A 23680-nucleotide genomic window follows, 5' to 3' on the forward strand; every position below is an offset into this window, starting at 1 on the left:
ATGAGGACGCCCAGACATTTTAATATTCTCCTTTACTTTTCAGGTAACTCTAGCATAACTTTAGAAAAATGGTATCAGATCGATCGCTCTTTACTTTTTAGACGTTAGTGCTATGAGTAAGGAGGCTGAATGAAAACCGATCTCGCCCTACCAATTGACCAAATCACTAAATTCTGCCAACATTGGCAAATCATCGAACTCTCCCTCTTTGGTTCGATCCTTCGTGACGACTTTCATGCAGACAGCGACATCGATATCCTAGTTGCTTTTGCCCCCACAGCCAACTGGGGTCTACTCGATCGCGCCCAAATGCAACAAAAACTCGAAGCAATCCTCAGCAAACCAGTCGATCTAATCAGTAAACGGGCGATCGATCGCAGTTCCAACCCGATTCGCCGCCTTTGAAATTTTCTCTACTGCTCAAACTATTTATGTCAAATAACCGCGATCGCGCTTCCTTAATCGATCGCTCTTTTTATTTCAACAACTGCTTCTCCCGTTTTACCCGTTGCGCGATCGAGTATTTATAAGAACTCCTGCCGATCGACTGCTTAAACAGATCGGCGAAAAGTCCGTTAAGGTTATCTGTTTTGAGCCGAGATTAGGCAAGCAAAATCGTTGGCTTTGTCGGTAAGGGCAAGCGATCGCCCATCGGTATAGCACATCACTGCAACCGACCTTATGCTAAGTTATTTTTGGAATTACAAGCGATCGCCAGCGCCAGCAGAAAAGGAGGATGTACAAAAATGGGTAAAGGCAGGTTAGAAGCGTTCAGCGATGGTGTAATCGCCATTCTCATCACCATTATGGTGCTGGAATTGAAAGTGCCCCATGAAACAGATTTAGCTGCGCTGCGTCCGCTACTTCCAGTATTTCTGAGCTATGTACTCAGTTTTATTTATCTGGGTATCTACTGGAACAACCACCATCACTTGTTACAGGCGGCTCGGCACGTCAATGGTAATGTTTTGTGGGCTAATCTGCATCTGCTGTTCTGGTTGTCACTGATTCCCTTTGTCACTGCCTGGACAGGCGAGAACAACTTCGCGGCCTGGCCAGTTGCGCTTTATGGCACTGTGCTGTTGTTGGCTGCGATCGCTTACTTCATTCTTACTCGTGTCCTTATTTCTCACCACGGTAAAGATTCCACTCTGGCAATTGCACTTGGGCGAGACTTTAAGGGTAAGGTATCAGTGGTGATTTATGCCGTAGCAATCCTGCTTTCCTTTGTCAACTCATGGTTGGCTTTCATGCTGTATGTTTTAGTTGCAATAATGTGGCTGATCCCCGATCGGCGTATTGAGAGAAGTCTGACTTCGTGAAGAATTTTCGACCAAAAGCCATCGCCAGCCAGCTAACACTTCGCTTTAGCAATTAACAAATGACTATTCATCAAAACGGACTTTTTGTTGAACCCGGTCAAGGTCGTTCTTACTACTTTGGTCAAGACCTCTATACCTTCAAGGCAGTTGGTGAAGAAACAGGTGAAGCCTATGCGCTTTGTGAGGTAATTGTTGCACCTGGTGGCGGTACGCCGACCCATCGGCACAACCGAGAAAATGAATCATTTTATGTTCAAGACGGAGAGATTGAATTCCAGCTAGACGATCGTACTTTCGTGGCGACGGCTGGAACCTTTCTTCATTCACCCAAAGGTCAGCTTCACCGATTTACAAATACGACCGCTACACCGACTAAAATGCTGGTTTGGGTCACTCCTGCTGGTTTTGAGAAATTTATTGCCGAAGTTGGAAAGGCCGTGAATGGTGAGATTACCCTTGGAGCATCCTTGAACCCTGAAGATTTGGAGAAAATTCTTACTACTGCTCCCAAGTACGGTATCGAGATCGTACCTCCACCATCCGAGTAGCGATCGTGCGATTTCTTACCTTAAAAAAACAACAACCCACAGAAGTAAATAGATAGCTCATAAGGAGTCATTTGAGCTAACAGTTTTGGCAGCTTACGGGCATGACCCCGAGAGCCGGAGCAAGCGAATTGAGCGAGTTTGGCTTGACAATTTTAAAGCTTTAGATGGATTTCTGGTAAATTAATAACTCCATTGATTCAGAAGAACAAACTGATTCTTGAGGTCATATTCTGTTGTCTGTGGCTGTTGAACTCACATTAATACGGCAATGTTCATAATCGATCGATACTAAAAGAGCGATTTTCCACACCCACAAAAGACAAAGATATTTCCTAGCAACATCTAGATGAAAGTATGTTAAATTTCGGACTTCTGTCCTTCCGCCTCCTGCGTTACAGGTTCAGATTCGGGCTGCTTGAGAGCAACTTCCGAAGGTTGTGGGTCGTCGGGCAATTGAGTATTGCGTTTAGAAAATCCCCAGACAAATATCACGGCGATACTCGAAACCACCAGCCATTGCGGCGGAACTAAATTGTCATTAATTACTTTCACCAGCAGTCGCAAGCCCACCAGCCCAACTGTGACATAGCCAGCATCTTCAAGGTGTACGAACTCATCGAGCCAGCGGATGAACAATCCTGCCATAAATCGCAGGGTGATAATTCCTATTGTAGCGCCCGTCAGCACCAGCCAAGTTTCGTCAGAAATTGCGATCGCCGTAGTAACGCTATCCAAAGAAAACGCTAAATCCGTCAGAGCAATGACTGGAATTGCTTGCCACAGAGACGCAAATCTGGGTCCGTGATGTTCTCCTTCCTCGTCAGCATCGGAGGAAAAGTGCTGGAAAACTAGCCATAGCAAATAGAGTGCTCCCAGCAGTTCAAACTGCCAGTATCGGATCACCCAAGTAGCCGTTAAAATTAGCGAGATTCGCAGTACAAAAGCGATTGCCAAGCCGAAGTTGAGAGCCTGTCGCTGTAGCTTGGAGTCTTCCAAACCTTTAGAAATAGACGCTAGGGCGATCGCGTTGTCAGCCGAAAGTACAGCCTCCAAAGCCACCAAAACCAACAATAAGAAAAAGGCGTCTACTCCAAAACTGGGCGAAGCATCGAGAAATTGATCTAGCATTAACTATTTTGTGCACCTAAGATTTATAAATTGAAGAGCGCAGCGCAAATCACTGGCTTTGTCGAAAATTAGTGTCACCTTCACTTATCTTAACCTAATGCGGTAATTCTGCACTACTGCGTCAGAACAAAGTCGGAAGGAAAGTAAGTCGGCGCTTTAAAACGCAACTACGTAAACGATGTAAAGTGTCCAAATCCTCTCTACTGGCTGACTTAAGCCTATTTACATACTGTTGCGTTATTCGGTTTAATCCTGCCTACCTACTAAGCAGTCCGAGGAAACAAGGAAAAATTCTCCCCCTCCGACACTCACAAACTCCCCCATTCCCCCACTCAGAACCTCCTCCACTCCTCCCCGGACGCACCATTTGTGTTGCAAGTTGTAACAAATGATTCCCAAAAGCGCCAATTTGTCTCAAATTGGTGAAAGCTTGTGCCCGCGAAAAGGAGTTTTCCCAATATGTCTTTAACAGATACCCAAGTCTACGTAGCGCTCGTAATTGCTTTGATTCCCGGAATCTTGGCTTTCCGGCTGTCTACTGAACTGTACAAGTAGTTTCCAGACACCAGTTGCGAAACGCCAAATGCCTGCCTGAGCAGTTAAATCTCTCGCATTACAGACAATTGCTGCCGCACGGGAGTAGATTGTTTGTGGTCAGCAAGACGATACTGCAAGGGCAGGCATTTTTGTTGGGAAATTCCGTCTTCAGGCGTCACCTCGGTCTCAACAATTTTGGCTGTCAGCACCCTGACGATCGGGGGCGAGTGTGCGTTAAGCTCAGAATTTGCTATTTCGATCTCTAAAACGTCAGTCTCAGGTATTTGAAAAAAAATTATGCAAGCGATTCAACCGACCGTTACCCCACTGCGTCCTGTAAAAAACTCCCCTCGGGTTACTCCTCGTCGCAGCAGCAGCCGCCAGCGTTCCTACCCTCACCAAACCCTCGCGGCCGAAACAGGCGTCAAGTTGGCAGTCAACATGGTACTTTCAGTCTGTGCCACTTCTGCTTTGCTTCAGCTTTGGCCTCACTACCGGGCGGTGCAAGAAAAATTGCACGAAATCCAAGCTGAAGTCAATCTTACCCAAGGGCGAGTAAATCAGTCGCGATCCGACTTTAACCGTTACTTTGACCCCAGTCTTGCCAAAACTGTAATGCAAGAGCAAAGCAATCAAGCTGACCCCCAGCAGCGTCCGGTGATTTTGCAGGAACCCCAAGCACCCGATGCCCAAGAATCAACGGCGCAACCTTGACGGAAAGCAGTTGTAGGGTGGACACCGCGCACAGAGAGATGTGTGTATTGACGCCCTGCAGCGACGCTCAAAACTTCCAAGTTTGCCTTAAGCTGACTTTGCCATCACGGTTTTTTCTTTCAGCAGTTGCAGTGCAGCTTGATATTGCAAGTCGGCTTCGGTGCCAATTCGATCGCGCGCGATGGGTTCCAAAGGCACTGCGCGATCGGGCGCAATCCCCAGCTTGTTAATATCTTTATGGTTCGGTGTCTCGTACTTAGCAACAGTCACGGCCAACCCGGAACCGTCAGACAAATCAAACAGCGACTGAATCAGCCCTTTGCCAAAAGTATTTTCGCCTACCAGTTGAGCTCTGCCGTTATCTTGCAGCGCACCCGCCAAAATTTCGCTAGCACTGGCACTTCCCTTGTTCACCAAAACAATCAGCGGATCGTGAGTTAGAGCTTCTCCAGAGGCTTCAAAACTGCCGAGAATGCCTTGTCTGTTAACCGTGTAGACGATCGTTCCCGAATCGAGCCACAAGCGGGCAATTTCAATCCCTGCTTGCAGCAATCCGCCCGGGTTGTTCCGCAGGTCGAGAATGTAGGCGGCGGCTCCTTGTTTTTCCAAGCGGTCGATCGCGCGGGCGACTTCCTCAGTAGCGTTAGCGCTGAATTGACTCAAGCGAATGTAGCCCACCGGCAAATTTTCCGCTCCCGACTGCAATTCGGCGTAAACCGGATTCAGAGCAATGCGATCGCGCACTAGCTCAATTTCCTCAGCAGCGTCCCTTCCCTCGCGCCCCAAGGTGAGGGTGACACGAGTGCCGATGCGACCGCGCATTCGAGTTGCTGCTTCGTCAAGGCTCAATTCTGAGGTCGGAGTGCCGTCAATTTTCAGAATGCGATCGAGGGGTTGGATGCCGGCTTTATCCGCCGGTGAGCCGGCCAAAGGAGCCACCACTGTCAGGGTATTAGTCTGGGGGTCGGTCGCAATTTGCAGCCCCACACCCGTCAATTCTCCCGAAGTGTTAACCTGCAAGCTGCGGTACTGTTCGGGTTTCAGCAGTCGAGTGAAGGGGTCGTCGAGATTCGCCAGCATCCCCTGAATCGCCGTGTAAGTCTGCTGTCTGTCGTTGAGCGGTTGCTTGACAGCTTTTTCGCGAATCGACCACCAATTGTGATTGTTGAATTTGTCGTCCACATAAGAGCGATTGACAATGCGCCAAGCTTCGCTCAAAAGCTGCTGTTCTGGAGTTAGGGCCGCCGCAGGCCCGGCCCACGGGCCTAGAACCAGGGCGACTTGGAGGAAAAGTACAATAGCAATCTGGAAAACTCGTCTGTGCATGATTTTTCTGTAAAATACGAGTAAGTATGACATTTTATGTATTTTACGTTTATACGCTGGGAACGCTGTTGCAGATTTAACTCAGATTTGTTTTCCGAAGGTCAGTCCCGCACGCACTCGGATGCTTAGAAGAATCCTCGCCGTAGAACGGCGAGCAGTTGTCAACTACAAAATAGCAACTCGTCGAGCCGGTGCCAGCTATGTCCCCACAGAAACCATTAATTCTTGATTTTGCCAAGACAGACGCGATGAAAGTGATTCTCCCGCGCCCCGCAATCCTGTCGAGTCACGGCACAAAGTGGCAAGGAATTCATGTCGAATATCACTGTCAGCCGCCAAACGAATGTCCCGAACACTGTCTCGAACAGCACACGGTTGGCTTGATGCTCAATTCAGCAACACTAAAAGGAACACTCAACGGGAAACACTGCGGTAGCGAATCGTGGCAAAGCGGGCAGATGTTCATCGCTGCTGCTGGTACTTATTTCCAGTCAGTTGCAGCCGGAGACTATGAATTTATGGCGATCGCTCTTGAACCTAACGACTTCGACAATACAGTTTGCCAATCGATCGATTCAAATCCCATTGAAATTATACCGCAATGGCAAACCCGCGATCCGTTGATTAGCGGAATTGCCTGGGCTCTCAAAACCGAACTGGAATCAGGCGGATTAAAGGGTACTCTTTATGTCGATGCACTGAAAAACGCACTTTCACTGCACATACTGCACAGCTATTGCGCGCAAAAACCGAACCTGCGAGATGTTGGAGGCCGTCTTGACCCCGGTCAATTGCAATTAGTTATTCATTACATTAATGAATTCATAAACAGAGATTTGCACTTAAGTGAACTTGCTAATTTAGTGAAAATTAGTTCTTATCATTTCAGCCGTATGTTTAAACAATCGACTGGATTCACGCCCCACCAGTACGTGACCCACTGCCGCATTGAAAAAGCCAAACAGTTGTTGATAAAACCAGATTTATCAATAAAATATATCTCCCAACAAGTCGGATTTCACGACCAAAGTCACTTTAGCAAGACCTTCTGCAAAATTGTCGGTTTGACTCCTAGGAAATATCGCGATCGGCTTTAACAAAACTCAAACCTCTGTCACATTAAAAGCAGTTTGTAGTTGCTCAAAGTATTTGCACATAGGGCTTGCGGGAGTTCAGAAACCGGGTTTTTTACCCGATCGGGAAACCTGTGTATTTTGGTGAAAAACTTCGTTTCTTTGGTAAGCTGTTGTGCATTTAGATTGTATATTTCGAGTCCCGATCGAAAATCGTCAAATCCTCTCCCCCGATCCCCATCGAACCCTCTCCCTCTCTAATACCACAGGCAATCTAGATGCAACACAGCTTATTGAGGCGTAAGTCCTGTCGTAAAAAAATCCTGCCCGCCGGCGCTGTTACAATTCTTCATCAAATAGGGATAAATTCCGCAAGAAAATTATATTTTTCGCAAGTTTTCCGCAAGAATTTACAATACTGCAGAGCAGGTGCTTTTGTAGACTTGCTGGCATCACATAAACCACAACTATCATCTAGGTAAATTAATCATGTCTACTTTCAGTACCGGTACCAACTTTCCGGCCGGCCAAAGTTCCCAATCCCTCACTGCAAAAAACTTTAATAACGATAACATCCCAGACTTAAACATCCCAGACTTAGGGATCGCCCCAACGGCTGTTTCCCTAAAATTAATGTCTAAGCTTTCCTCAAAAGCGATCGCATTTATCGATGCTGCCGTCCCCGACTGTCAAACATTAATCGACGGTATTATCCCTGAAACCGAAGTAATTAAATTAGAAACTAACCGCAACGGCATCGAACAAATTGCCGCAGCTTTGCAGGGGAAGAAATTTTCAGTAATTCACATTATTGCCCACGGAAAGCCCGGTTGTTTGCAACTGGGTAACGTTGAATTGAGTTGGCAAAATTTGAGGAATAGCGCCGACAATTTTGTCAAAACAGTTAAGAAATGGGCGGGCGGGCTGACACCAAATGCCGAAATTTTGCTCTACGGGTGCAATGTTGGTCAAGGAAATATAGGTAAAGAATTTGTCAAAAACCTGAGTCAACTAACAGAAGCAAATGTTGCCGCTTCTAATAATTTAACAGGTTGTGCTGCAAAAGGTGGCGATTGGGAATTAACAGTAACAGCGGGGACAATTAAAACTGGGATTGTATTTGGGCCAGAAGCGATCGCAGCTTACAGTCACGTTCTCAATACCTTTAGTTCTCCTAGTAACTTTAATGTTGGAACCAGTCCATCTTTTGTTGCGACTGGCGATTTCAATACCGATGGCATCTTAGATTTAGCTGTTGCTAACGCCACCTCGAATAGGGTTTCTATTTTACTGGGAAACGGTCAAGGAGGATTTAACCCTGGAACTGATTTGACTCCGGTATTGAGTCCTACCGCGATCGCAGTTGGCAATTTTAACGGCGATAACTTTTCCGACTTAGCGATAACTGCCGCACAAGGTGACGAATTTAGCAGCATCTATATCTTTTTAGGATCGGGTAATGGCAACTTTAACAACCCGGGATTTTTGACTGCCATCGAAAATCCTAGCGCGATCGCTGTCGGCAATTTTAATGCTGATAATTTCCTCGATATTGCCATTACTCAATCCAGCGGCAATGATTTTGTACCTGAAGGCAATGTTGGCATTTATTTGGGAACGGGCCAAGGGGATTTTTCCACTCCTGCTACTGTGAATGTCGGGCAAAATCCCAGCGCGATCGCTGCGGGAGATTTTAACGGCGACAATTTTCTCGATCTCGCGGTCGCCAACAGAAATTCTAATAACGTTACCATATTATCGGCAAACGGTCAAGGTGGTTTTGGCAATCCGACTAATATTAATGTCGGTCAAAGTCCGAGTGCGATCGCAGTCGGAGATTTGAACGGCGACAATTTTCTCGATCTCGCGGTCGCCAACAGCGGTTCTAACAGCATCTCACTTTTATTGGGAACAGGAAATGGCAGCTTTGGCAGTCCGACCAACATTAATGTTGGCTTAAACCCAAGTGCGATTAAAATTGGCGATTTTAATCGCGACAGCAGACTGGATTTAGCTGTTAGCAACAGCGGTTCTAATAACGTTTCAATTTTGGCGGGAAATGGAACTGGCGGTTTTAGCAGTGCGACCAACTTTAGCGTCGGAACAAATCCGAGTTCTCTGGCGATCGCCAATTTCAATGCGGACGACAGACTCGATATCGCAGTTGCTAACAGAGGTTCTAATAATGTTTCAGTTCTCTTGAATTCACCGAACACAATCAATTTCGGTGCGGCTACTTTCAGCGGGCCTGAAGGAAATGCAGATACAGTCGTTAATATCCCCGTTACTGTCAGCGGCGGCACTCCTTTTGCTGATATAATTGTACCAATTGTCATCGCTCCCAGCAGCAGCGCTACCCAAAATTCTGACTACACCCTATCGCCGACTTCGCTAACTTTCCCCGCAGGCGGAACAAGTACGGCACAAAATATTGCAGTCACTATTAAACCTGACAATATCGCTGAGAATGCAGAAACAGTCATTCTCAACTTTGGTACGATCGCAGGTGGCATTGCAGGTACGACAAATCAAGCGACCCTAACTATTCCCAGTAACGGCACTGTTTCTTATGCTGTTGCCGCCGCTGTAGCTGCGGTAGCTGAAGGCAATACGGGAACTGTATCCGTTACTTTTACCGTTACTCGCAGCGGCGGTATAGGTGCAGCCAGCAGCGTCAATTATGCGATCGCCGGAACTGCTACAAACGGCAGCGATTACAACAATATCGGCGGCACTTCCGGGGCAACTGACGTTAACGGTACGGTTAATTTTGCTGCGGGCGAGACATCGAAAACGATTACTTTGAACGTTTTGGGCGACAGCGCGATCGAACCGGACGAAACTATTACTGTCACCTTATCAAATCCGATCGCACCAGGGCCGACTCCAACAATTACAACTGCCAGTGCGACAACTACTATTACTAATGACGACACTGCTGGAATTGCCGTCAATCCCGATAGCGGATTAACGACAACAGAAGCAGGAGGAACAGCAACATTTACCGTCCGACTCAACTCTCAACCAACTGCTAACGTGACTGTTGGCTTAAGCAGTTCCAATGTTGCCGAGGGAACAGTTTCTACACCCTCGCTGACATTCACTCCCGCCAATTGGAGTGCGCCGCAAACAGTAACTATTACTGGCGTTGACGACAATATTGCTGACGGCAATCAAACTTACAATATTGTCACCGCTGCGGCTGTTAGTACAGACAGCAATTACAGCAATTTCAATCCTGCCGATGTCAGCGTTACGAATAGCGACAACGAAACTCCCGGCATTACCGTTAATCCCACAGCAGGATTAACTACAACAGAAGCGGGAGGTACGGCTAATTTCAGTGTTGTCCTCAACACTCAACCTACGGCACCTGTTACTGTCGCTTTAAGCAGTTCCAATCCTGCAGAAGGAACAATTTCTACTAATACCTTAAGTTTCACTCCCAATAACTGGAATCAGGCCCAAACGGTAACGGTGACAGGTGTTGGCGACAATATCGCTGACGGCGATATTGGTTATACTATTGTCACTGAGGCTGCTGTTAGTACAGACAGCAATTACAGCAATTTCAATCCCTCCGATGTCAGCGTTACTAACAGCGACAGCGATACAGTCGGCGTTACCGTTAATCCCGCCAGTACCGCAGCAGCAGAAGGCGGTGCAACGGGAAGTTATACACTTCAGCTAAATTCGCAGCCAACAGCGCCGGTAACAGTCAGCTTTGACGGCGGGAATCAAATAAGTGCGATCGCCCCCATTAGCTTCGACGCTACTAATTGGAATATTGCCCAAACTGTAACTGTGATTGCGACGGATGACACAGTTGTAGAAGGTACTCACACAGGCACAATCAATCACGCCGTAACAAGTACCGACGCGAAATATAGCGGAATTGCGATCGGGCCTGTCACTGTCGCCATTACCGACAATGACACGCCAACACCAACACCAACGCCAACACCGTCAACTACACCGACGCCAACACCGTCAACTACACCGACGCCAACACCGTCAACTACACCGACGCCAACACCGTCAACTACACCAACGCCAACACCGTCAACTACACCAACGCCAACACCGTCAACTACACCAACGCCAACACCGTCAACTACACCAACACCGTCAACTACACCAACGCCAACATCGCCAATTACACCGACGCCAACACCGACGCCGACGCCAACACCGTCAATTACACCGACGCCAACACCGACGCCGACGCCAACATCACCAATTACACCGACGCCAACACCGACACCAACACCACCAATTACACCGACACCAACACCGACACCAACACCAACGCCTACAGTTTTTCCGCCGACACTAACACCAACGCCTACAGTTTTTCGGCCGACACCAACAGCAGTGCAAGTCATCATGCCGCCGACGATACCTGCTGATAATTTAGTCAGAAGAATCGCTATAGGCTCCAGTACCGGAAGCTATAGCGATGCTATCAGCAGCAGCAACATTGATGATTACTACAAATTCAGTTTAGGTGCTAGGAATGACTTCAACTTGTCGCTGACCGGAATGAATGCAGATGCTAAAGTTGAGTTGCTCGACAGTCGCGGAAATACGATCGCCACTTCCAACAATTTGGGCACCGCATCCGAGTCAATTAACCGCACTTTAGAACACGGTACTTACTACGTTCGAGTCTCCTCAGCCAACGGTGGAGAAACTCCTTACAATCTCAACTTGTCTGTCGTACCCCGTCTTCCAGGCATAACCACTACAGGTTCAGATGCCCGAGTCTACAAAGCTGGAGAGTTGATCTCAGTTATAGACGGAACATTCGCCCCCGCCACTGACATATCTGGCCCGCTGATTAACATCGATGATTTCCGCGCCGCACCGCGTTTTGCCGGAATAGACGGCAATGGTTTTGCAACTGTAATTTTGGATACTGGCATCGATCGAGACGACCCATTTTTTGGTTCTGATAGTGATTCAGACGGCGTTGCCGATCGCATTGTCTACAATTACGATTACGCCTATGGCGATGACGAAGCTGACGACGTTGACGGACACGGTTCAAACGTCTCTAGTATTGCTACTTCCCAAAATGGAGTCCAGACAGGGATGGCACCCCGTGCTAACATCATTCATCTCAAAGTTTTGGATGATACGGGCAGCGGCACTTTCGCAGATATAGAACAAGCTTTGCAGTGGGTGATAGAAAACGCAGCGGCCTACAATATCGCCAGTGTGAATATGTCGATCAGTGATGGTCGCAATTACAACACCTCACAAACACGCAGCATTAGCGATGAACTAGCAGCGCTAGCAGCACGGAATGTAATTGTTGTTTCCGCATCGGGGAACGATTTCGGGCCGTTGGGCTATAACAGCGTTCAGGGTGTTGGCTACCCCGCAGCGGATGCTAACTCACTCTCAATTGGTGCGGTGTACGATGCGAACCGGGGTTATCGGACACACGGATCTGGCGCGATCGCCTATACCACCGATGCCGATCGCATTACACCCTATTCTCAGCGCCACTCCACTTTAACAACCGTTTTTGCTCCCGGTACTTTAATTACCGGTGCTGGCCCTAACACCCCTTTGACTAGCTATTCCGGTACGAGTCAAGCTGCACCTCATGTTGCTGGAATAGCAGTGCTAGCGCAACAGTTAGCCCAGCGAGATTTGGGCCGCCGGCTGACACCAACTGAGTTTGCGAATTTCTTGCAGTCAACCGGCGTCACCATCAATGACGGCGACGACGAAGACGATAACGTTATCAATACTGGCCTAAACTTCAAGCGCGTTGATATGCTGGCATTGGCTCAAGGTATTGTCGGCAACAACCCGCCAGTTGTCAATCGTTCTGTGTTTTCTCAAAGTGCAGCGCTGGGTTTTTCTCAAACTGGCAATGCTTTTACTTTAGCGGCCAATACTGATACTGATTCCGATCCGGGTGACAGCATCAATTATTCGATCGCCCTGGCAAATTTTAGCGCTTTAAGTTCATCTGCATTTACCTGGAGAACCGATCGCAATGGCGGTTCCTACCGCCAACCAATTGCCGGTTCAAGTTTCCCGGAAATTCCTTTGCCTTCCTGGCTAACTTTTAATTCCGCAACTCGCACGATTAATTTAGGCCCGACTCGTCCAGCATCGTTCAATTATTGGCTGAAAGTAACGGGAACTGACGAATCTGGCGCGAGTGTTAGCGAGGTAATTCGGTTCAAGAGTAATGCCCTCGGCGGTTTTGTCATTGACGGTTACATCGCTGGCGCTACTGTCTTTTTCGACGCCAACAAAAACGGTGTACTCGATGCTAGCGAACCTTCTGCTACTACTAGCGATAGCGGCGAATTCGATCTCGATCTCGACTCCAACATTTTCGACAAAAATCAAAATGGCGAACTCGATCCAGAGGAAGGCAATATTGTTGCTTTCGGCGGCATTGATACTGCTACGGGTTTGCCTTTGGAAACGCCTGTCACTGCCCCGCCTTACGCTACTGTTGTCACCTTGTTAACCAGTTTAGTAGCGGATTTAATTGACAAAGGAATTGACAGCGATCGCGCCGAATCTCTCGTCAAATCTTCTCTTTCCATTCCCGCTAATGTTGACATAACTAGCTTAGATCCGATCGCAGCTACCGAAAACGCGATCGCGGGTGGAGTAGAAACTTTGACTGCAATGGTCAAGGTACAAAACGTCATTACCCAAACTGCTGCTTTAATAGACGGTGCGTCGATTCTGGAAAATACCGACACCGTAAAAGCAGTTGTCAGCGCGATCGTTCAACAAATTCAATCGGGGACAACTCTCAATCTCAGCGATGCCAACCAGTTAGCAACAATTGTCGATCGCGCCGCCACCGCAGCGCAACAATTTGACTCGGATTTAAACACTCAGCAATTGTTGCAAATTGCCCCCGATGCAGCTAAGGTAATGGCCGAAGCAAATCAACGCATTGACCGAGTTGTATCCAACACAGCAACAGTTTCAATTAACCGAGAAGTTGCCCGCGTGCAAAAAGTAGCCCTAGGCGCAACCTCTGAAGACTTAAAAGCAGTCGGTACAGGTACGAAATCGATCGCCCAAGTTCTTGCCGAAAATACTGGTACTGCCTTAGATACCAAAATTCAACAAACGACATTGCCCGATACACCTGCTGTTGCGGTGATTGAAGGAGAAATAGATGCGATCGCAGCTAACTCCAATCTCACCGGTACTGACGGCGACGACAGCCTCTCCGGCGACAGCGGCAGCGATACAATGGCCGGCAAACGCGGCAATGATACTCTCAGCGGTTTTGGCGGCAACGACTGGATACAGGGCAATCAAGGCAACGATTCCCTCGACGGTGGCGACGGCGACGACACTGTTTACGGCGGCAAAGAAAGCGATAATTTGTTGGGCAATAATGGGGAAGATATCCTATTTGGAAATCGCGGTCAAGATAGCTTGAGTGGAGGGGAAGGCAATGACAGTCTTTACGGCGGTCAAGCTAGCGATATTCTGCTGGGCGGTAACGGCGACGATTTTCTCAGCGGTGAAAACGGCGATGACAGTTTGATAGGAGGAAATGGGAGCGATCGCTTCTTAATTTCAGCCAATTCTGGCAGCGATATCATTCTCGATTTTGAAGCCGGCATCGACTTCCTCGCCCTTGCAGACAATTTAACCTTCTCGCAACTTTCTATTATCCCTAGCAACAGTGCAGCTTTAATCAGCTTGACAGCAACGGGCGAAATTTTAGCAGCTATCAATGGCGTGACAGCCAACCAAATTAGCATCGCCAATTTCACTTAAAAGATTAGGAACACTGGCAAATTCAGCGTCTCTAAAATTAGTTCAACAATCACGGACTCTCCAACCAAAATCCCTCTAATTCATCTGCGTTAATCCGCGTTGATCCGCCCTCATCTGCGGTAAAAAAAAGAGAAGGTATTAACCGCCCAGGACAAGGACTATACACGAATTCACGCAGATAAATAGAAAAAAAATAGGAATACTTCCGATGCTAACAGATTTGAAATCGGGACCAAAATCCTTACAAAATCCCCAATTCAAAATTAAAAATTGAGTGGACGGGAACAATCCAAAATCTCAAATTGATTGACTGTTGTGAAATAGTTTTCAGGAGGACAAATTTATGGTAGTTATATGCGGTGACAATCTCGATAATTTGCTAGCAGGTGAAATTGGCGATGATTCCCTGTGCGGGCTTGGAGGTAACGATACTCTATCTGGTTTGGGTGGCAATGACACTTTAGATGGCGGAGAAGGAAATGATAGTCTCGCAGGTGGAGTCGGTAGCGATCGCCTTTTGGGCTACTTTGGTAACGACAGTCTCAGCGGTGGCGAAGGCAATGACAAACTTGAAGGAGGTGCCGGGAACGATCTTCTTGAGGGTGGCGAAGGCGCCGATTTAATCAGAGGAGAAGACAATAACGACAGTATCTTCGGAGGGGCTGGCAATGACTGTCTTAACGGCGGTCAAGGCAATGATACGGCGATCGGAGGAGATGGAGACGATCGCTTGTTTGGTGGCAGCAACAACGACTTGCTAATGGGCGGCAAAGGTAACGATCGCCTGTTTGGAGAAGGTGGCAATGACACTCTAATAGGTGACTTAGATAATGACTACATCAACGCCAATGCAGGAGACGATTTGCTTGAGGGAAATCAAGGCAGCGACACCCTGATTGGCGGGCCGGGTAATGACATCATATCGGGTTATGGATTTTCCTCAACAGTAGAACAAATTGATTATTTAATCGGGCAAAATGGAGCCGACTTATTTGTTCTCGGTTCGTCAAATGCCCGCCCTTACCTTTTCTATAGCGGTGACGCCGCCCATGCCGTTATTGAGGATTTTAACCGGGGCGAAGGTGACAAAATTCAAGTTGTTGGCTTCGTACAAGATCGTGACGGTTCTCGCTTCTTCTCTTACCGATTTGAATCTTATGATGACGGTACGAGACGGGGAACTCGGATATTGGTCGGATCGGATTTAATCGCCGATGTTCAAAATATTACTGATGTGAATCTATCAGATTGCGCGATCGTTTCGACAGGGTTTACACCGCCATCGCGAGACTTTCCATCCTTCCCGTCTCTGCCGGAAATTCCCTTCCCGATACCGCCGCTTCCCACTCCTTTCTCGCCAATACTGCCAGTTTTTGTGGAAAGTTTGGCTTCTTTTCAATTTTGATAAAACTTACCGACGGGGGCAATCACCGGCTTTTTTTACGGAAATACGCAGGTTGCAGCCAGCAGATTTTGTTAGCAAGGACTGCAGTCCTGACTACAAAACAAGATTCGATTGTACGATCGAACCGGATCGGGCTACTCGATCGACAATGAGGTCGTTTGGGGCCAAAAGTGAAGTTTTACGATCGAGATGAAATTTCGCCTCTCCCGGCAAACCGGTTTCCGGCTCGGACTGCTTTCTGCAGCTCAGCCCTCCCCGCATAGTAGCTTGGGCGGATGTTGAGATTCCGAAAAAAGCCTTTTAAGTGTCCAAAAAGCGATCGCGCGCGTGAAAATTGCACGGCAATTATGTTACATTTTTTATCACAGTCTGGAATTCGATCGGGCAACGCCAGCGAGTAGGGACAAGCCACCGCTTAGTTTCCCAGAGCTTGCAGGCGATCGCACAAGAGATTTCCTTTCGTCAGCTCCAAATTTAAAAAATAGCCTCAGGCATTTGCTAGTAAAAGCAAGCTGCTCGGCGCGGGGCGACAAAAAACCTTGTGGCTGCTGCCCTGAACCTCAACCACAGCAATATTCTTTTAGGAATTCTGGCTCCATGTTTTCTAAACAAATCACCGACTCAAAAACCTACCAGTGGTTTGAGGAACGCCTGGAAATTCAGGCGCTCGCCGATGACATCACTACAAAGTATGTACCCCCGCACGTCAATATTTTCTACTGCTTGGGCGGAATTACTTTAGTTTGCTTTCTGATTCAGTTTGCCACTGGCTTCGCCATGACTTTCTATTACCGTCCCACGGTAGCAGAAGCTTTTTCTTCAGTGCAATACCTGATGACTGAAGTCAATTTCGGCTGGCTGATCCGCTCCATCCACCGCTGGTCTGCAAGCATGATGGTGCTGATGATGATTTTGCACATCTTCCGGGTTTATCTGACCGGCGGCTTCAAAAAGCCCCGCGAATTAACCTGGGTGACAGGAGTAATCTTGGCAGTCATCACTGTTTCTTTCGGCGTGACCGGCTATTCACTGCCTTGGGATCAAATCGGTTACTGGGCGGTTAAAATCGTTTCCGGCGTCCCCGAAGCTATCCCGTTTGTCGGTTCTTTGATGGTGGAACTGCTGCGCGGCGGTGTCAGCGTCGGTCAAGGCACTTTGACTCGCTACTACAGCTTGCACACTTTTGTGTTGCCTTGGCTGATTGTAGTCTTCATGCTGGCTCACTTCTTGATGATTCGCAAGCAAGGTATCTCTGGCCCGTTGTAAATTTTGAGTTGTGGGGGCGGTATTTTTTGCCCCCCCGCTGAATTGTGAGTTGAAAATTCAGAACTCATCACTCATGATATTTATTTACGGCTAATACTTCCTGCGATCGCGCCGCTGATTCAAACTAACGAATACAGTGGAATGGCAGCCCCGGGTAAAACTAAAAGGAGAACACTCTTACTATGTCTATTCTCAAAAAACCAGATTTGAGCGATCCAGCGCTCCGCGCTAAGCTCGCTAAGGGCATGGGTCATAACTATTATGGCGAACCAGCTTGGCCTAATGACTTGCTCTACGTTTTCCCTATAGTCATCATGGGAACGATTTCTCTGTGCGTGGGTTTGGCCGTACTAGACCCGGCTTTGGTTGGCGAACCTGCTAATCCTTTTGCTACTCCGCTGGAAATTCTGCCGGAATGGTATTTGTGGCCTGTGTTCCAAATCCTGCGCGTTTTGCCTAACAAATTGTTGGGTATTGCTTGCATGGCCGGTGTTCCCCTGGGCTTGATTTTGATTCCGTTCATCGAGAATGTTAACAAGTTCCAAAATCCGTTCCGCCGCCCTGTTGCTACTACTGTTTTCCTGTTGGGAACTGCTGTAACTCTGTGGTTGGGTATTGGTGCTATTTTCCCGATCGACAAATCTTTCACACTGGGTCTTTTCTAAGATTTAAGTTTGCTTGATTTTGACGCCTGCGGGTTTCCTGTAAAGTGCTTTTGTACTGGTGGGAAACTTTAGCGGGCGTCAATTGATTTTAGATTTTAGATTTTAGATTTTAGATTGGGGATTTTTAGATTTTAGATTTTAGATTGGTGATTTTAGATTGAAGAATTGAAGAATTGAAGAATTGAACAATTGGGAATGTCAATTGATTTTAAATTGAAGAATTGAAGAATTGAAGAATTGGGAATGTCAATTGATTTTAAATTGAAGAATTGAAGAATTGGGAATGTCAATTGATTTTAAATTGAAGAATTGAAGAATTGAAGAATTGAAGAATTGGGGATATCAATTAATTTTAAATTGAAGAATTGAAGAATTGAAGAATTGAAGAATTGGGGATTCGGGATTTCAACTGATTGAAGAATTGAATAATTGAGGATTGGGAATTTGGGGTTTTTAGCTCTATTATTTAATAATACTCAGTAATTAATTCTCGGATTTTATTCAATTAAAGTCAGAAGCATACAGAAGCCGACAATATTATATCTAAATATATAAGCGCAAACAAAACCATAGTATTTGGTCGGGGCGAGTTCCTGTAAATATCTACAGTTAGGTGTGGCTCTCAGAGATTCAGTCTAATACTTTAGATATAGAAAGTATATCTACTTACCAGAAATCGTTATAAATTCCACTCAATCTCCGGAAAAAGGCTAGACTTAGACGCAGACATATTCAGTAAAACTATCTCTATATTGCCACGGCGTGCAAAAAAAAAATGGCTATAGTTATACTTACTGATTTGGGAAATGAAGCGGGTATTCAATCCCGCTCAATTGCCGCTCAATACCCTCTTGCTGCTACTAAATGCGAAGCGCGTTATGGCGAAGAGTTCTAGGAGGAATTATGATGAACCTAAATTTAGATACTATTTTCTCATCGCTGATGAACCCGGCCCTGAACGAGTTTCAGGTTTGGGCTTTGCAAAACCCGGAAGAAAGTCTCAGCAAAACGATGCTACCGCCGATCGCCCTGATTGAGGGTTTGATTGCCAACGAACCCACCTATTTGCACATAAAACGGCTGGCTTTCGGAGCGAACTTTTGCTGCGCGGGGCAAGTCGTGATGGGAGAGTTTGACACGCTGGAAAAAGCACTCACATCGCCCCAGGCGCGCGGATGGCGGCTGGGTACTTCTGTACTCGATCCCGATCGCGCGCCCAACCAAGATGTCGGCGGCAGAAACCTTTTCCTGCTGTCTTTGTCCGATCGCGAAACTGACGGTAGCAGCAACCACGCAGAATTCCGAAGCTGTATGCAGAAATATCTGTTCAACAGTGCCACAACGGATCGCCAAGGGGACGAAATCAGCAGACGGTTGCTGCTGAGGCTAGCCGCAGATTATGCCGAGATGTCGCACGGTGCGGGGGGAGCGTTTTTTACCGATGTCAAGCGCGGTTGGATGGGATTTTTAGTCCGATATCTGCACTACGTCATCTTTGGGATTAATCCAGACGATTCAGAGTCGATCGAACTTCTCACCGAATTGCATTACACCCGCCAAAGCCCGCTGCACTACTTCGCCGTCATCGGCAACCTGCTGCAAAGCCTGAACCTCTTTGGACACGGGGATTTGTCGGCTCTAATCGAGCGTGCGGCGACTATCTATGAAAATTCCCCAGCTTTAGCCGACTTCGAGGAGAGCTCGGAAAACAACGGCATGACTAAGCGGGAATTGGCGAAGCTGATGACATCAATTATGGGGATAGCGGGACTGCAAGGCCCCCTGCACCTAGGCTACACGGCAATGGGATACCGCCCTCTCCCCGCCTATAAAGGACAGCAGACGGCCGAAATTAACCCGACTGATTTTTGGGATGAGCTCGATTTGGACGATCCCCAGTCGATCGAGCTGTTCCTCCTCGAATGCGCCCGCCTCTGGGCCCCCGTCAGCGCCACCCACCGAGTCGCGACAGAGCCTTTCACCGCAAGGGTAGCGGGCAAAGAGCGCACTTTCCCCGCCGGAACCAAGGTACTGATACCGCTCAGTTTGGGGCTGCTAGACGAGAGTTTCTGGGGCTCTACGGTATACCAATTCAACGCTAAGCGCGAGAATCTCTGCCCTTTTCATATGGGTTTTCATTCGGTGGGCGATCGGAGTGCGGGACGGATTTGCCCCGGTAAAGACATCGCACTCAAGATGCTGGTGGATGTCGTCAGTACGGTAGGCAAAGTGCGCCGCTCCTCTGAGCCTAACTTGCGGCGGTAATTAATCCAAAAGCTCGATCGTAGATCTCGGGTAGGGACTTAGGCACTCGCGGTGTCTAAAGCTGTATTTCATCAGATTGAAAACTGCTATCAGACTCGGCGGTTGAAAGAGATCCTACCCTACACAAACTTTCGTCCGAGCCAGCGAGCGACTAAGAAATCAAGGGGGTATCTAACAGGAAACCAAATCACAACTTTTTTTGAGGATAAATAATACCATGTTAATCGAAGAAAAGCAACTAAAAGACATTGCGAATTGGATGAAAGTAGATAATCCAGCGGATTTACCCGAAGTCCTGCAAGGTATCTTTTTTATGGACGGTAATGTTTTACCAGATGATTGTCTGACGATGTACAGTTCAGACTGGAATGCTGACGAACGGACGTTATTGCTGCGCGTTTTTGACCCTGTTATCTGGACATTTCATTCATCAATGGCGGGACGGATGTTAATTTATTTAGTTAAATTTTCTCGCTTCAGCTACTTGTTCAGATTCTCCGATGCAACTTTGCAGCACGGACACATCACGCCGATAGTGTTTGGATGGTCTGTGCCGCCGTGGCTGGTAGATTTTTTGATCGATCGAGATCCGAACAGTCCGAATGGAGATATCTGGTATCGCACAAACTCGTTTTTCGGCAGACCTCCTGACAACGGATATATACTCCGCAGGATTGCAGACAAAGATGGCAACTACACCTCAGCTTTTCCAGATATGCTGTCTAAAGTTGAGAGTGATTGTTTGATCGTTGCCAAAGACTGAAAATATTTACAAAAACTACAAAACCCTCTTCGTTACGGGTTTTGTCGATCGAAGCGGCGGCGTTTGAACCGACGACACCCACTAACACAGTTTTATTTGCTAGCCTATAAAGGCTATGCAGCAAACTCTAGCAGGCTGTTGTCAATTATTCCTATCAATAATTCGGATAGTGTTTGATTGGCAACTGTAGAATCTGGGTTTCAGGGCAATTGCACAATCGATATCCCAACGGAAAATCAACGGTTTCAGACTAAGAGCTAAAAACAGTCCTGACTGTGGATAGTTGACGGTGTAAAGCTTGAAACTATAATGGGGAACACGAGTTCTCTGTAAAGTGCGATCGCCATTTCCTCATGGCATATTGACGGTAGGAAATCTCTCCGTCCAGAGTCATCATTTTAACAAAAAATCAGGGTTTCACAAGGATTTAATTCAGTTTATACAAGCTCGACAGCTCGCATTTATCTAGGTCATTGTTGACAGGGTTGCAGTTTCTATTTCCTGAATCTACTGTGTTCCCACTTGATTCAGGTAGATGAAAATCAACATTCTCAAAATAGCTGGTTCTTTGGACTTAAAGTCCCTAGGTCTTCACTTTGGAGGAATTTGTCATGACTAAAATTTCACAAATCGACTCTTATCAACTTGAGCAATTACTAAAACGCCTCGAACAAATTGAAGCTAAGCTGGGAATCAAAGTTGACTCAAGTGGCGAAGTATCAGGTAAAGAAGTACAAAAATTTTGTGCTTTGCCAAAGGTTCCTCCACGCACTTTCGATCCGAGCGTGTCGCCGGAGCGTGCTCGTCTAATAAGGTTAATCGGGAAGAAGTGGGTTAACGGTACAAAATTACGTTATTACTTTTTTGAGAGCGGTCCCTATTCAGGCGGGAACGAACAGAAGGAGATCGTGCGGCAGGGGTTTGAGGTGTGGAAGAAGGTAGGGATTGGTATCAAGTTTGAGGAAGTTAGGAACATCAGCGAGGCAGAGATACGAATCGGCTTTGTGCAAGGGGATGGAGCCTGGTCATATGTTGGCCGCGATACGATCGATATTCCCAGACAAGGCGAGCGAACCATGAACTTCGGCTGGGATCTTCGGGCTGATTCCCGTGGGGTAGATGTCCCCGTTCACGAGATAGGTCACGCCTTAGGTTTCCCTCACGAGCACCAAAACCCGTTTGCAGGTATCGTATGGGACGAAGAAGCCGTTTATAAATATTTCGCTGCTCCTCCTAACGAATGGGACCGAGATACAACTTTTTATAACGTGCTCCAAAAGCTTGGAACAGGAGAAGTGGAGGGGTCAAAGTGGGACCCCAACTCTATCATGCATTACGCTTTTGCAGCGGGACTCATTGAGAAACCTGTGGAGTACCGCAACGGATTAAACCCTGCTGGCGGACTTTCTGAGCAGGATGTGTTGCAGGTACGATTATTCTATCCCCCGCTTGATGACTCGAGTTATACAGAACTTAAACCCTTCCATTCCGAGATTCTGTCCCTCGCGCCTGCTGAACAGAAAAACTTTGCGATCGAACCCTCTGCGACCCGAACCTATACAATTGGAACCTTCGGAAAGGTAGATACAGTTATGGTTCTTTTCGAGGATCAGAGTGGTGACCTGAAATATGTTGCTGGTGACGACGACAGTGGCACAGACTTGAATGCACAAATCAATGTTAGGCTTTATCAAGGTCGGCGGTATGTGTTGAGAATCCGCTTGTACTCTAACTTTTCTGGTGGTGAAGCCTCAGTGATGCTGTGGTGAGGGCTGCCGCAAAAGTTTAGACACATGATGGCAAGGGCATTTCCTCGGGCGATCGCGCCCACTTGCTCTGACGCATGAATTACGCTAATTCGCGGGTTTCTTTGACGGCAGATTGACTCGATTGAGCTACATAGATACCGGATAAAATCACGACAAACGCTATCAAGTCAAAGAAACCCAAGCGTTCAGAAAAAATTACCCAAGCGAAGATTGAGGCAAGGACTGGCTCGAAAAGCAGCGTGACGGCGACGAACCCTGACGACAGCTTGCTGAGGCTGTAAGCCAAAAGTCCTTGACCCAATACTTGGCACAAGAGGGCTTGCAAAATTACGAAAAACCACCCCATCCAGGAATGGGGAAACAATCTTTCTTCGGCGAGTGCGAGGACGGGAAACGCAAACACAGTCGTGAAGGCGCAGCGCCACAGCAATAAGGTTGCCGTGGTAAATCGTTCTCGCAGCAGTTCTAGCAGTATCAGATACGCAGCAAAACAAATCCCCGATAGCAAGGCGACGGCATTACCTTGTACTTGGTTAGTGGCGAACTGCACGTCATCCAATCCCATAACGATCGCTCCCGCCACTGCCATGATCATGCCAATGATGAATCTGCTATTGTAGCGCCTACCTAACAACAACCACCCCGCCAAACCGACAAACAGTGGGTTCAAACCACAAAATAACGTAACGTTGGCAACGTTGGTTTGAGTCAGCGACAAAGACCACAGCAGGAAGTAGGTCGCTCCGAAACTTCCCAATCCTACCAACAGCCCGAATTCTCGTCTCGTAAAAGGCTTCTTTTCTACGGGTTGGCGATCGGATTTTTGGCGGTCAAAAGCCTCTATTGTGCTCAACAAGCCAAAGACGGTGGCAGCGATCCAGCCGCGATGGAATGCTACGGCATTTGAACCTATTTCTCGTTCGCACAGTTTGACGAGGATTGGTGCTAAAGATAGCGGGATCAGGCTGGCAAATAATGAAGCAGTTGCGATCCAAGCAGGTGTTCTGGACGAGTGTTGCTGTGCTAATTCCAGTTTGGCTGTCATACTTTTTAGCAATTGTGTTGACATCTAGTTGTGCTGATTTTTTGAGCCAAGTTTTGTTCGCTTGCCTGCCGT

General features: G+C 47.4%; 17 protein-coding genes. 13 read left to right on the forward strand and 4 right to left on the reverse strand.

Going from position 1 to position 23680, the window contains the following annotated elements; all coding sequences use genetic code 11:
• Positions 1-129 precede the first annotated feature (129 nt).
• The 3 genes from QUA80_RS27105 to QUA80_RS27115 all read left to right on the forward strand — a co-directional run bounded on the left by QUA80_RS27105 (position 130) and on the right by QUA80_RS27115 (position 1870).
• On the forward strand, positions 130-405 hold the full coding sequence (locus QUA80_RS27105; RefSeq protein ID WP_333428087.1) for a nucleotidyltransferase family protein: 276 nt from the start codon (positions 130-132) through the stop codon (positions 403-405).
• Positions 406-695: 290 nt separating this feature from the next.
• Positions 696-1322 (forward strand): TMEM175 family protein, encoded by a 627-nt coding sequence (locus QUA80_RS27110; RefSeq protein ID WP_333428088.1) that lies wholly within the window; start codon positions 696-698, stop codon positions 1320-1322.
• A gap of 59 nt (positions 1323-1381) precedes the next feature.
• Positions 1382-1870, forward strand: coding sequence for a cupin domain-containing protein (locus QUA80_RS27115; protein ID WP_333428089.1), 489 nt, complete (start codon positions 1382-1384; stop codon positions 1868-1870).
• Between the two features lie 357 nt (positions 1871-2227).
• Here the strand turns inward: QUA80_RS27115 and QUA80_RS27120 are convergent, their stop codons facing one another.
• Positions 2228-2998, reverse strand: a complete 771-nt coding sequence (locus QUA80_RS27120) for a TerC family protein (protein WP_333428090.1) — start codon at positions 2996-2998, stop codon at positions 2228-2230.
• Positions 2999-3457: 459 nt separating this feature from the next.
• Between QUA80_RS27120 and psaM the strand changes: the two genes are divergently transcribed.
• On the forward strand, positions 3458-3553 hold the full coding sequence (gene psaM / locus QUA80_RS27125) for a photosystem I reaction center subunit XII (RefSeq protein WP_015174804.1): 96 nt from the start codon (positions 3458-3460) through the stop codon (positions 3551-3553).
• A 44-nt stretch (positions 3554-3597) separates the two neighbouring features.
• Here the strand turns inward: psaM and QUA80_RS27130 are convergent, their stop codons facing one another.
• Positions 3598-3744, reverse strand: a complete 147-nt coding sequence (locus tag QUA80_RS27130) for a hypothetical protein (RefSeq protein ID WP_333428091.1) — start codon at positions 3742-3744, stop codon at positions 3598-3600.
• Positions 3745-3832: 88 nt separating this feature from the next.
• Here QUA80_RS27130 and QUA80_RS27135 point away from each other — a divergent pair, with 88 nt between their 5' ends.
• A complete protein-coding gene (locus QUA80_RS27135; RefSeq protein WP_333428092.1) occupies positions 3833-4249 on the forward strand; it encodes a slr1601 family putative cell division protein in 417 nt (138 codons plus the stop codon).
• 87 nt (positions 4250-4336) lie between these two features.
• Here QUA80_RS27135 and ctpA read toward each other — a convergent pair whose 3' ends face one another.
• On the reverse strand, positions 4337-5575 hold the full coding sequence (ctpA, locus tag QUA80_RS27140; RefSeq protein ID WP_333428107.1) for a carboxyl-terminal processing protease CtpA: 1239 nt from the start codon (positions 5573-5575) through the stop codon (positions 4337-4339).
• Positions 5576-5775: 200 nt separating this feature from the next.
• On the opposite strand from ctpA, the gene QUA80_RS27145 reads away from it, so the two are divergent.
• The 8 genes from QUA80_RS27145 to QUA80_RS27180 all read left to right on the forward strand — a co-directional run bounded on the left by QUA80_RS27145 (position 5776) and on the right by QUA80_RS27180 (position 22563).
• Entirely contained in the window at positions 5776-6672 is an 897-nt protein-coding gene (locus QUA80_RS27145) for an AraC family transcriptional regulator (protein ID WP_333428093.1), read from the forward strand.
• A gap of 465 nt (positions 6673-7137) precedes the next feature.
• Entirely contained in the window at positions 7138-14430 is a 7293-nt protein-coding gene (locus QUA80_RS27150) for a DUF4347 domain-containing protein (protein ID WP_333428094.1), read from the forward strand.
• A 343-nt stretch (positions 14431-14773) separates the two neighbouring features.
• Positions 14774-15835: a calcium-binding protein gene (locus tag QUA80_RS27155; RefSeq protein WP_333428095.1), complete on the forward strand. Its 1062-nt coding sequence runs from the start codon at positions 14774-14776 to the stop codon at positions 15833-15835.
• Between the two features lie 597 nt (positions 15836-16432).
• Complete coding sequence (petB, locus tag QUA80_RS27160) at positions 16433-17101, forward strand: cytochrome b6 (RefSeq protein WP_015174799.1); 669 nt, start codon at positions 16433-16435, stop codon at positions 17099-17101.
• 182 nt (positions 17102-17283) lie between these two features.
• Complete coding sequence (gene petD / locus QUA80_RS27165) at positions 17284-17766, forward strand: cytochrome b6-f complex subunit IV (RefSeq protein WP_333253064.1); 483 nt, start codon at positions 17284-17286, stop codon at positions 17764-17766.
• A gap of 903 nt (positions 17767-18669) precedes the next feature.
• Positions 18670-20031, forward strand: coding sequence for a cytochrome 450 (locus tag QUA80_RS27170; protein WP_333428096.1), 1362 nt, complete (start codon positions 18670-18672; stop codon positions 20029-20031).
• A 217-nt stretch (positions 20032-20248) separates the two neighbouring features.
• On the forward strand, positions 20249-20794 hold the full coding sequence (locus tag QUA80_RS27175) for a hypothetical protein (protein WP_333428097.1): 546 nt from the start codon (positions 20249-20251) through the stop codon (positions 20792-20794).
• 611 nt (positions 20795-21405) lie between these two features.
• Positions 21406-22563: a M12 family metallopeptidase gene (locus tag QUA80_RS27180; RefSeq protein WP_333428098.1), complete on the forward strand. Its 1158-nt coding sequence runs from the start codon at positions 21406-21408 to the stop codon at positions 22561-22563.
• Positions 22564-22642: 79 nt separating this feature from the next.
• Here QUA80_RS27180 and QUA80_RS27185 read toward each other — a convergent pair whose 3' ends face one another.
• Positions 22643-23608 (reverse strand): DMT family transporter, encoded by a 966-nt coding sequence (locus QUA80_RS27185; protein ID WP_333428099.1) that lies wholly within the window; start codon positions 23606-23608, stop codon positions 22643-22645.
• Positions 23609-23680 lie beyond the last annotated feature (72 nt).

This window comes from Microcoleus sp. F4-D5 (assembly GCF_036704885.1).
GTDB lineage: Bacteria > Cyanobacteriota > Cyanobacteriia > Cyanobacteriales > Microcoleaceae > Microcoleus.

Coding starts and splice junctions, on each gene's coding strand:
- QUA80_RS27155 (WP_333428095.1), top strand. CDS start 14,774: ATGGTAGTTATATGCGGTGACAATCTCGATAATTTGCTAGCAGGTGAA.
- QUA80_RS27175 (WP_333428097.1), top strand. CDS start 20,249: ATGTTAATCGAAGAAAAGCAACTAAAAGACATTGCGAATTGGATGAAA.
- psaM (WP_015174804.1), top strand. CDS start 3,458: ATGTCTTTAACAGATACCCAAGTCTACGTAGCGCTCGTAATTGCTTTG.
- ctpA (WP_333428107.1), bottom strand. CDS start 5,575: ATGCACAGACGAGTTTTCCAGATTGCTATTGTACTTTTCCTCCAAGTC.
- petB (WP_015174799.1), top strand. CDS start 16,433: ATGTTTTCTAAACAAATCACCGACTCAAAAACCTACCAGTGGTTTGAG.
- QUA80_RS27150 (WP_333428094.1), top strand. CDS start 7,138: ATGTCTACTTTCAGTACCGGTACCAACTTTCCGGCCGGCCAAAGTTCC.
- QUA80_RS27120 (WP_333428090.1), bottom strand. CDS start 2,998: ATGCTAGATCAATTTCTCGATGCTTCGCCCAGTTTTGGAGTAGACGCC.
- QUA80_RS27180 (WP_333428098.1), top strand. CDS start 21,406: ATGACTAAAATTTCACAAATCGACTCTTATCAACTTGAGCAATTACTA.
- QUA80_RS27145 (WP_333428093.1), top strand. CDS start 5,776: ATGTCCCCACAGAAACCATTAATTCTTGATTTTGCCAAGACAGACGCG.
- petD (WP_333253064.1), top strand. CDS start 17,284: ATGTCTATTCTCAAAAAACCAGATTTGAGCGATCCAGCGCTCCGCGCT.
- QUA80_RS27185 (WP_333428099.1), bottom strand. CDS start 23,608: ATGACAGCCAAACTGGAATTAGCACAGCAACACTCGTCCAGAACACCT.
- QUA80_RS27115 (WP_333428089.1), top strand. CDS start 1,382: ATGACTATTCATCAAAACGGACTTTTTGTTGAACCCGGTCAAGGTCGT.
- QUA80_RS27170 (WP_333428096.1), top strand. CDS start 18,670: ATGATGAACCTAAATTTAGATACTATTTTCTCATCGCTGATGAACCCG.
- QUA80_RS27135 (WP_333428092.1), top strand. CDS start 3,833: ATGCAAGCGATTCAACCGACCGTTACCCCACTGCGTCCTGTAAAAAAC.
- QUA80_RS27105 (WP_333428087.1), top strand. CDS start 130: ATGAAAACCGATCTCGCCCTACCAATTGACCAAATCACTAAATTCTGC.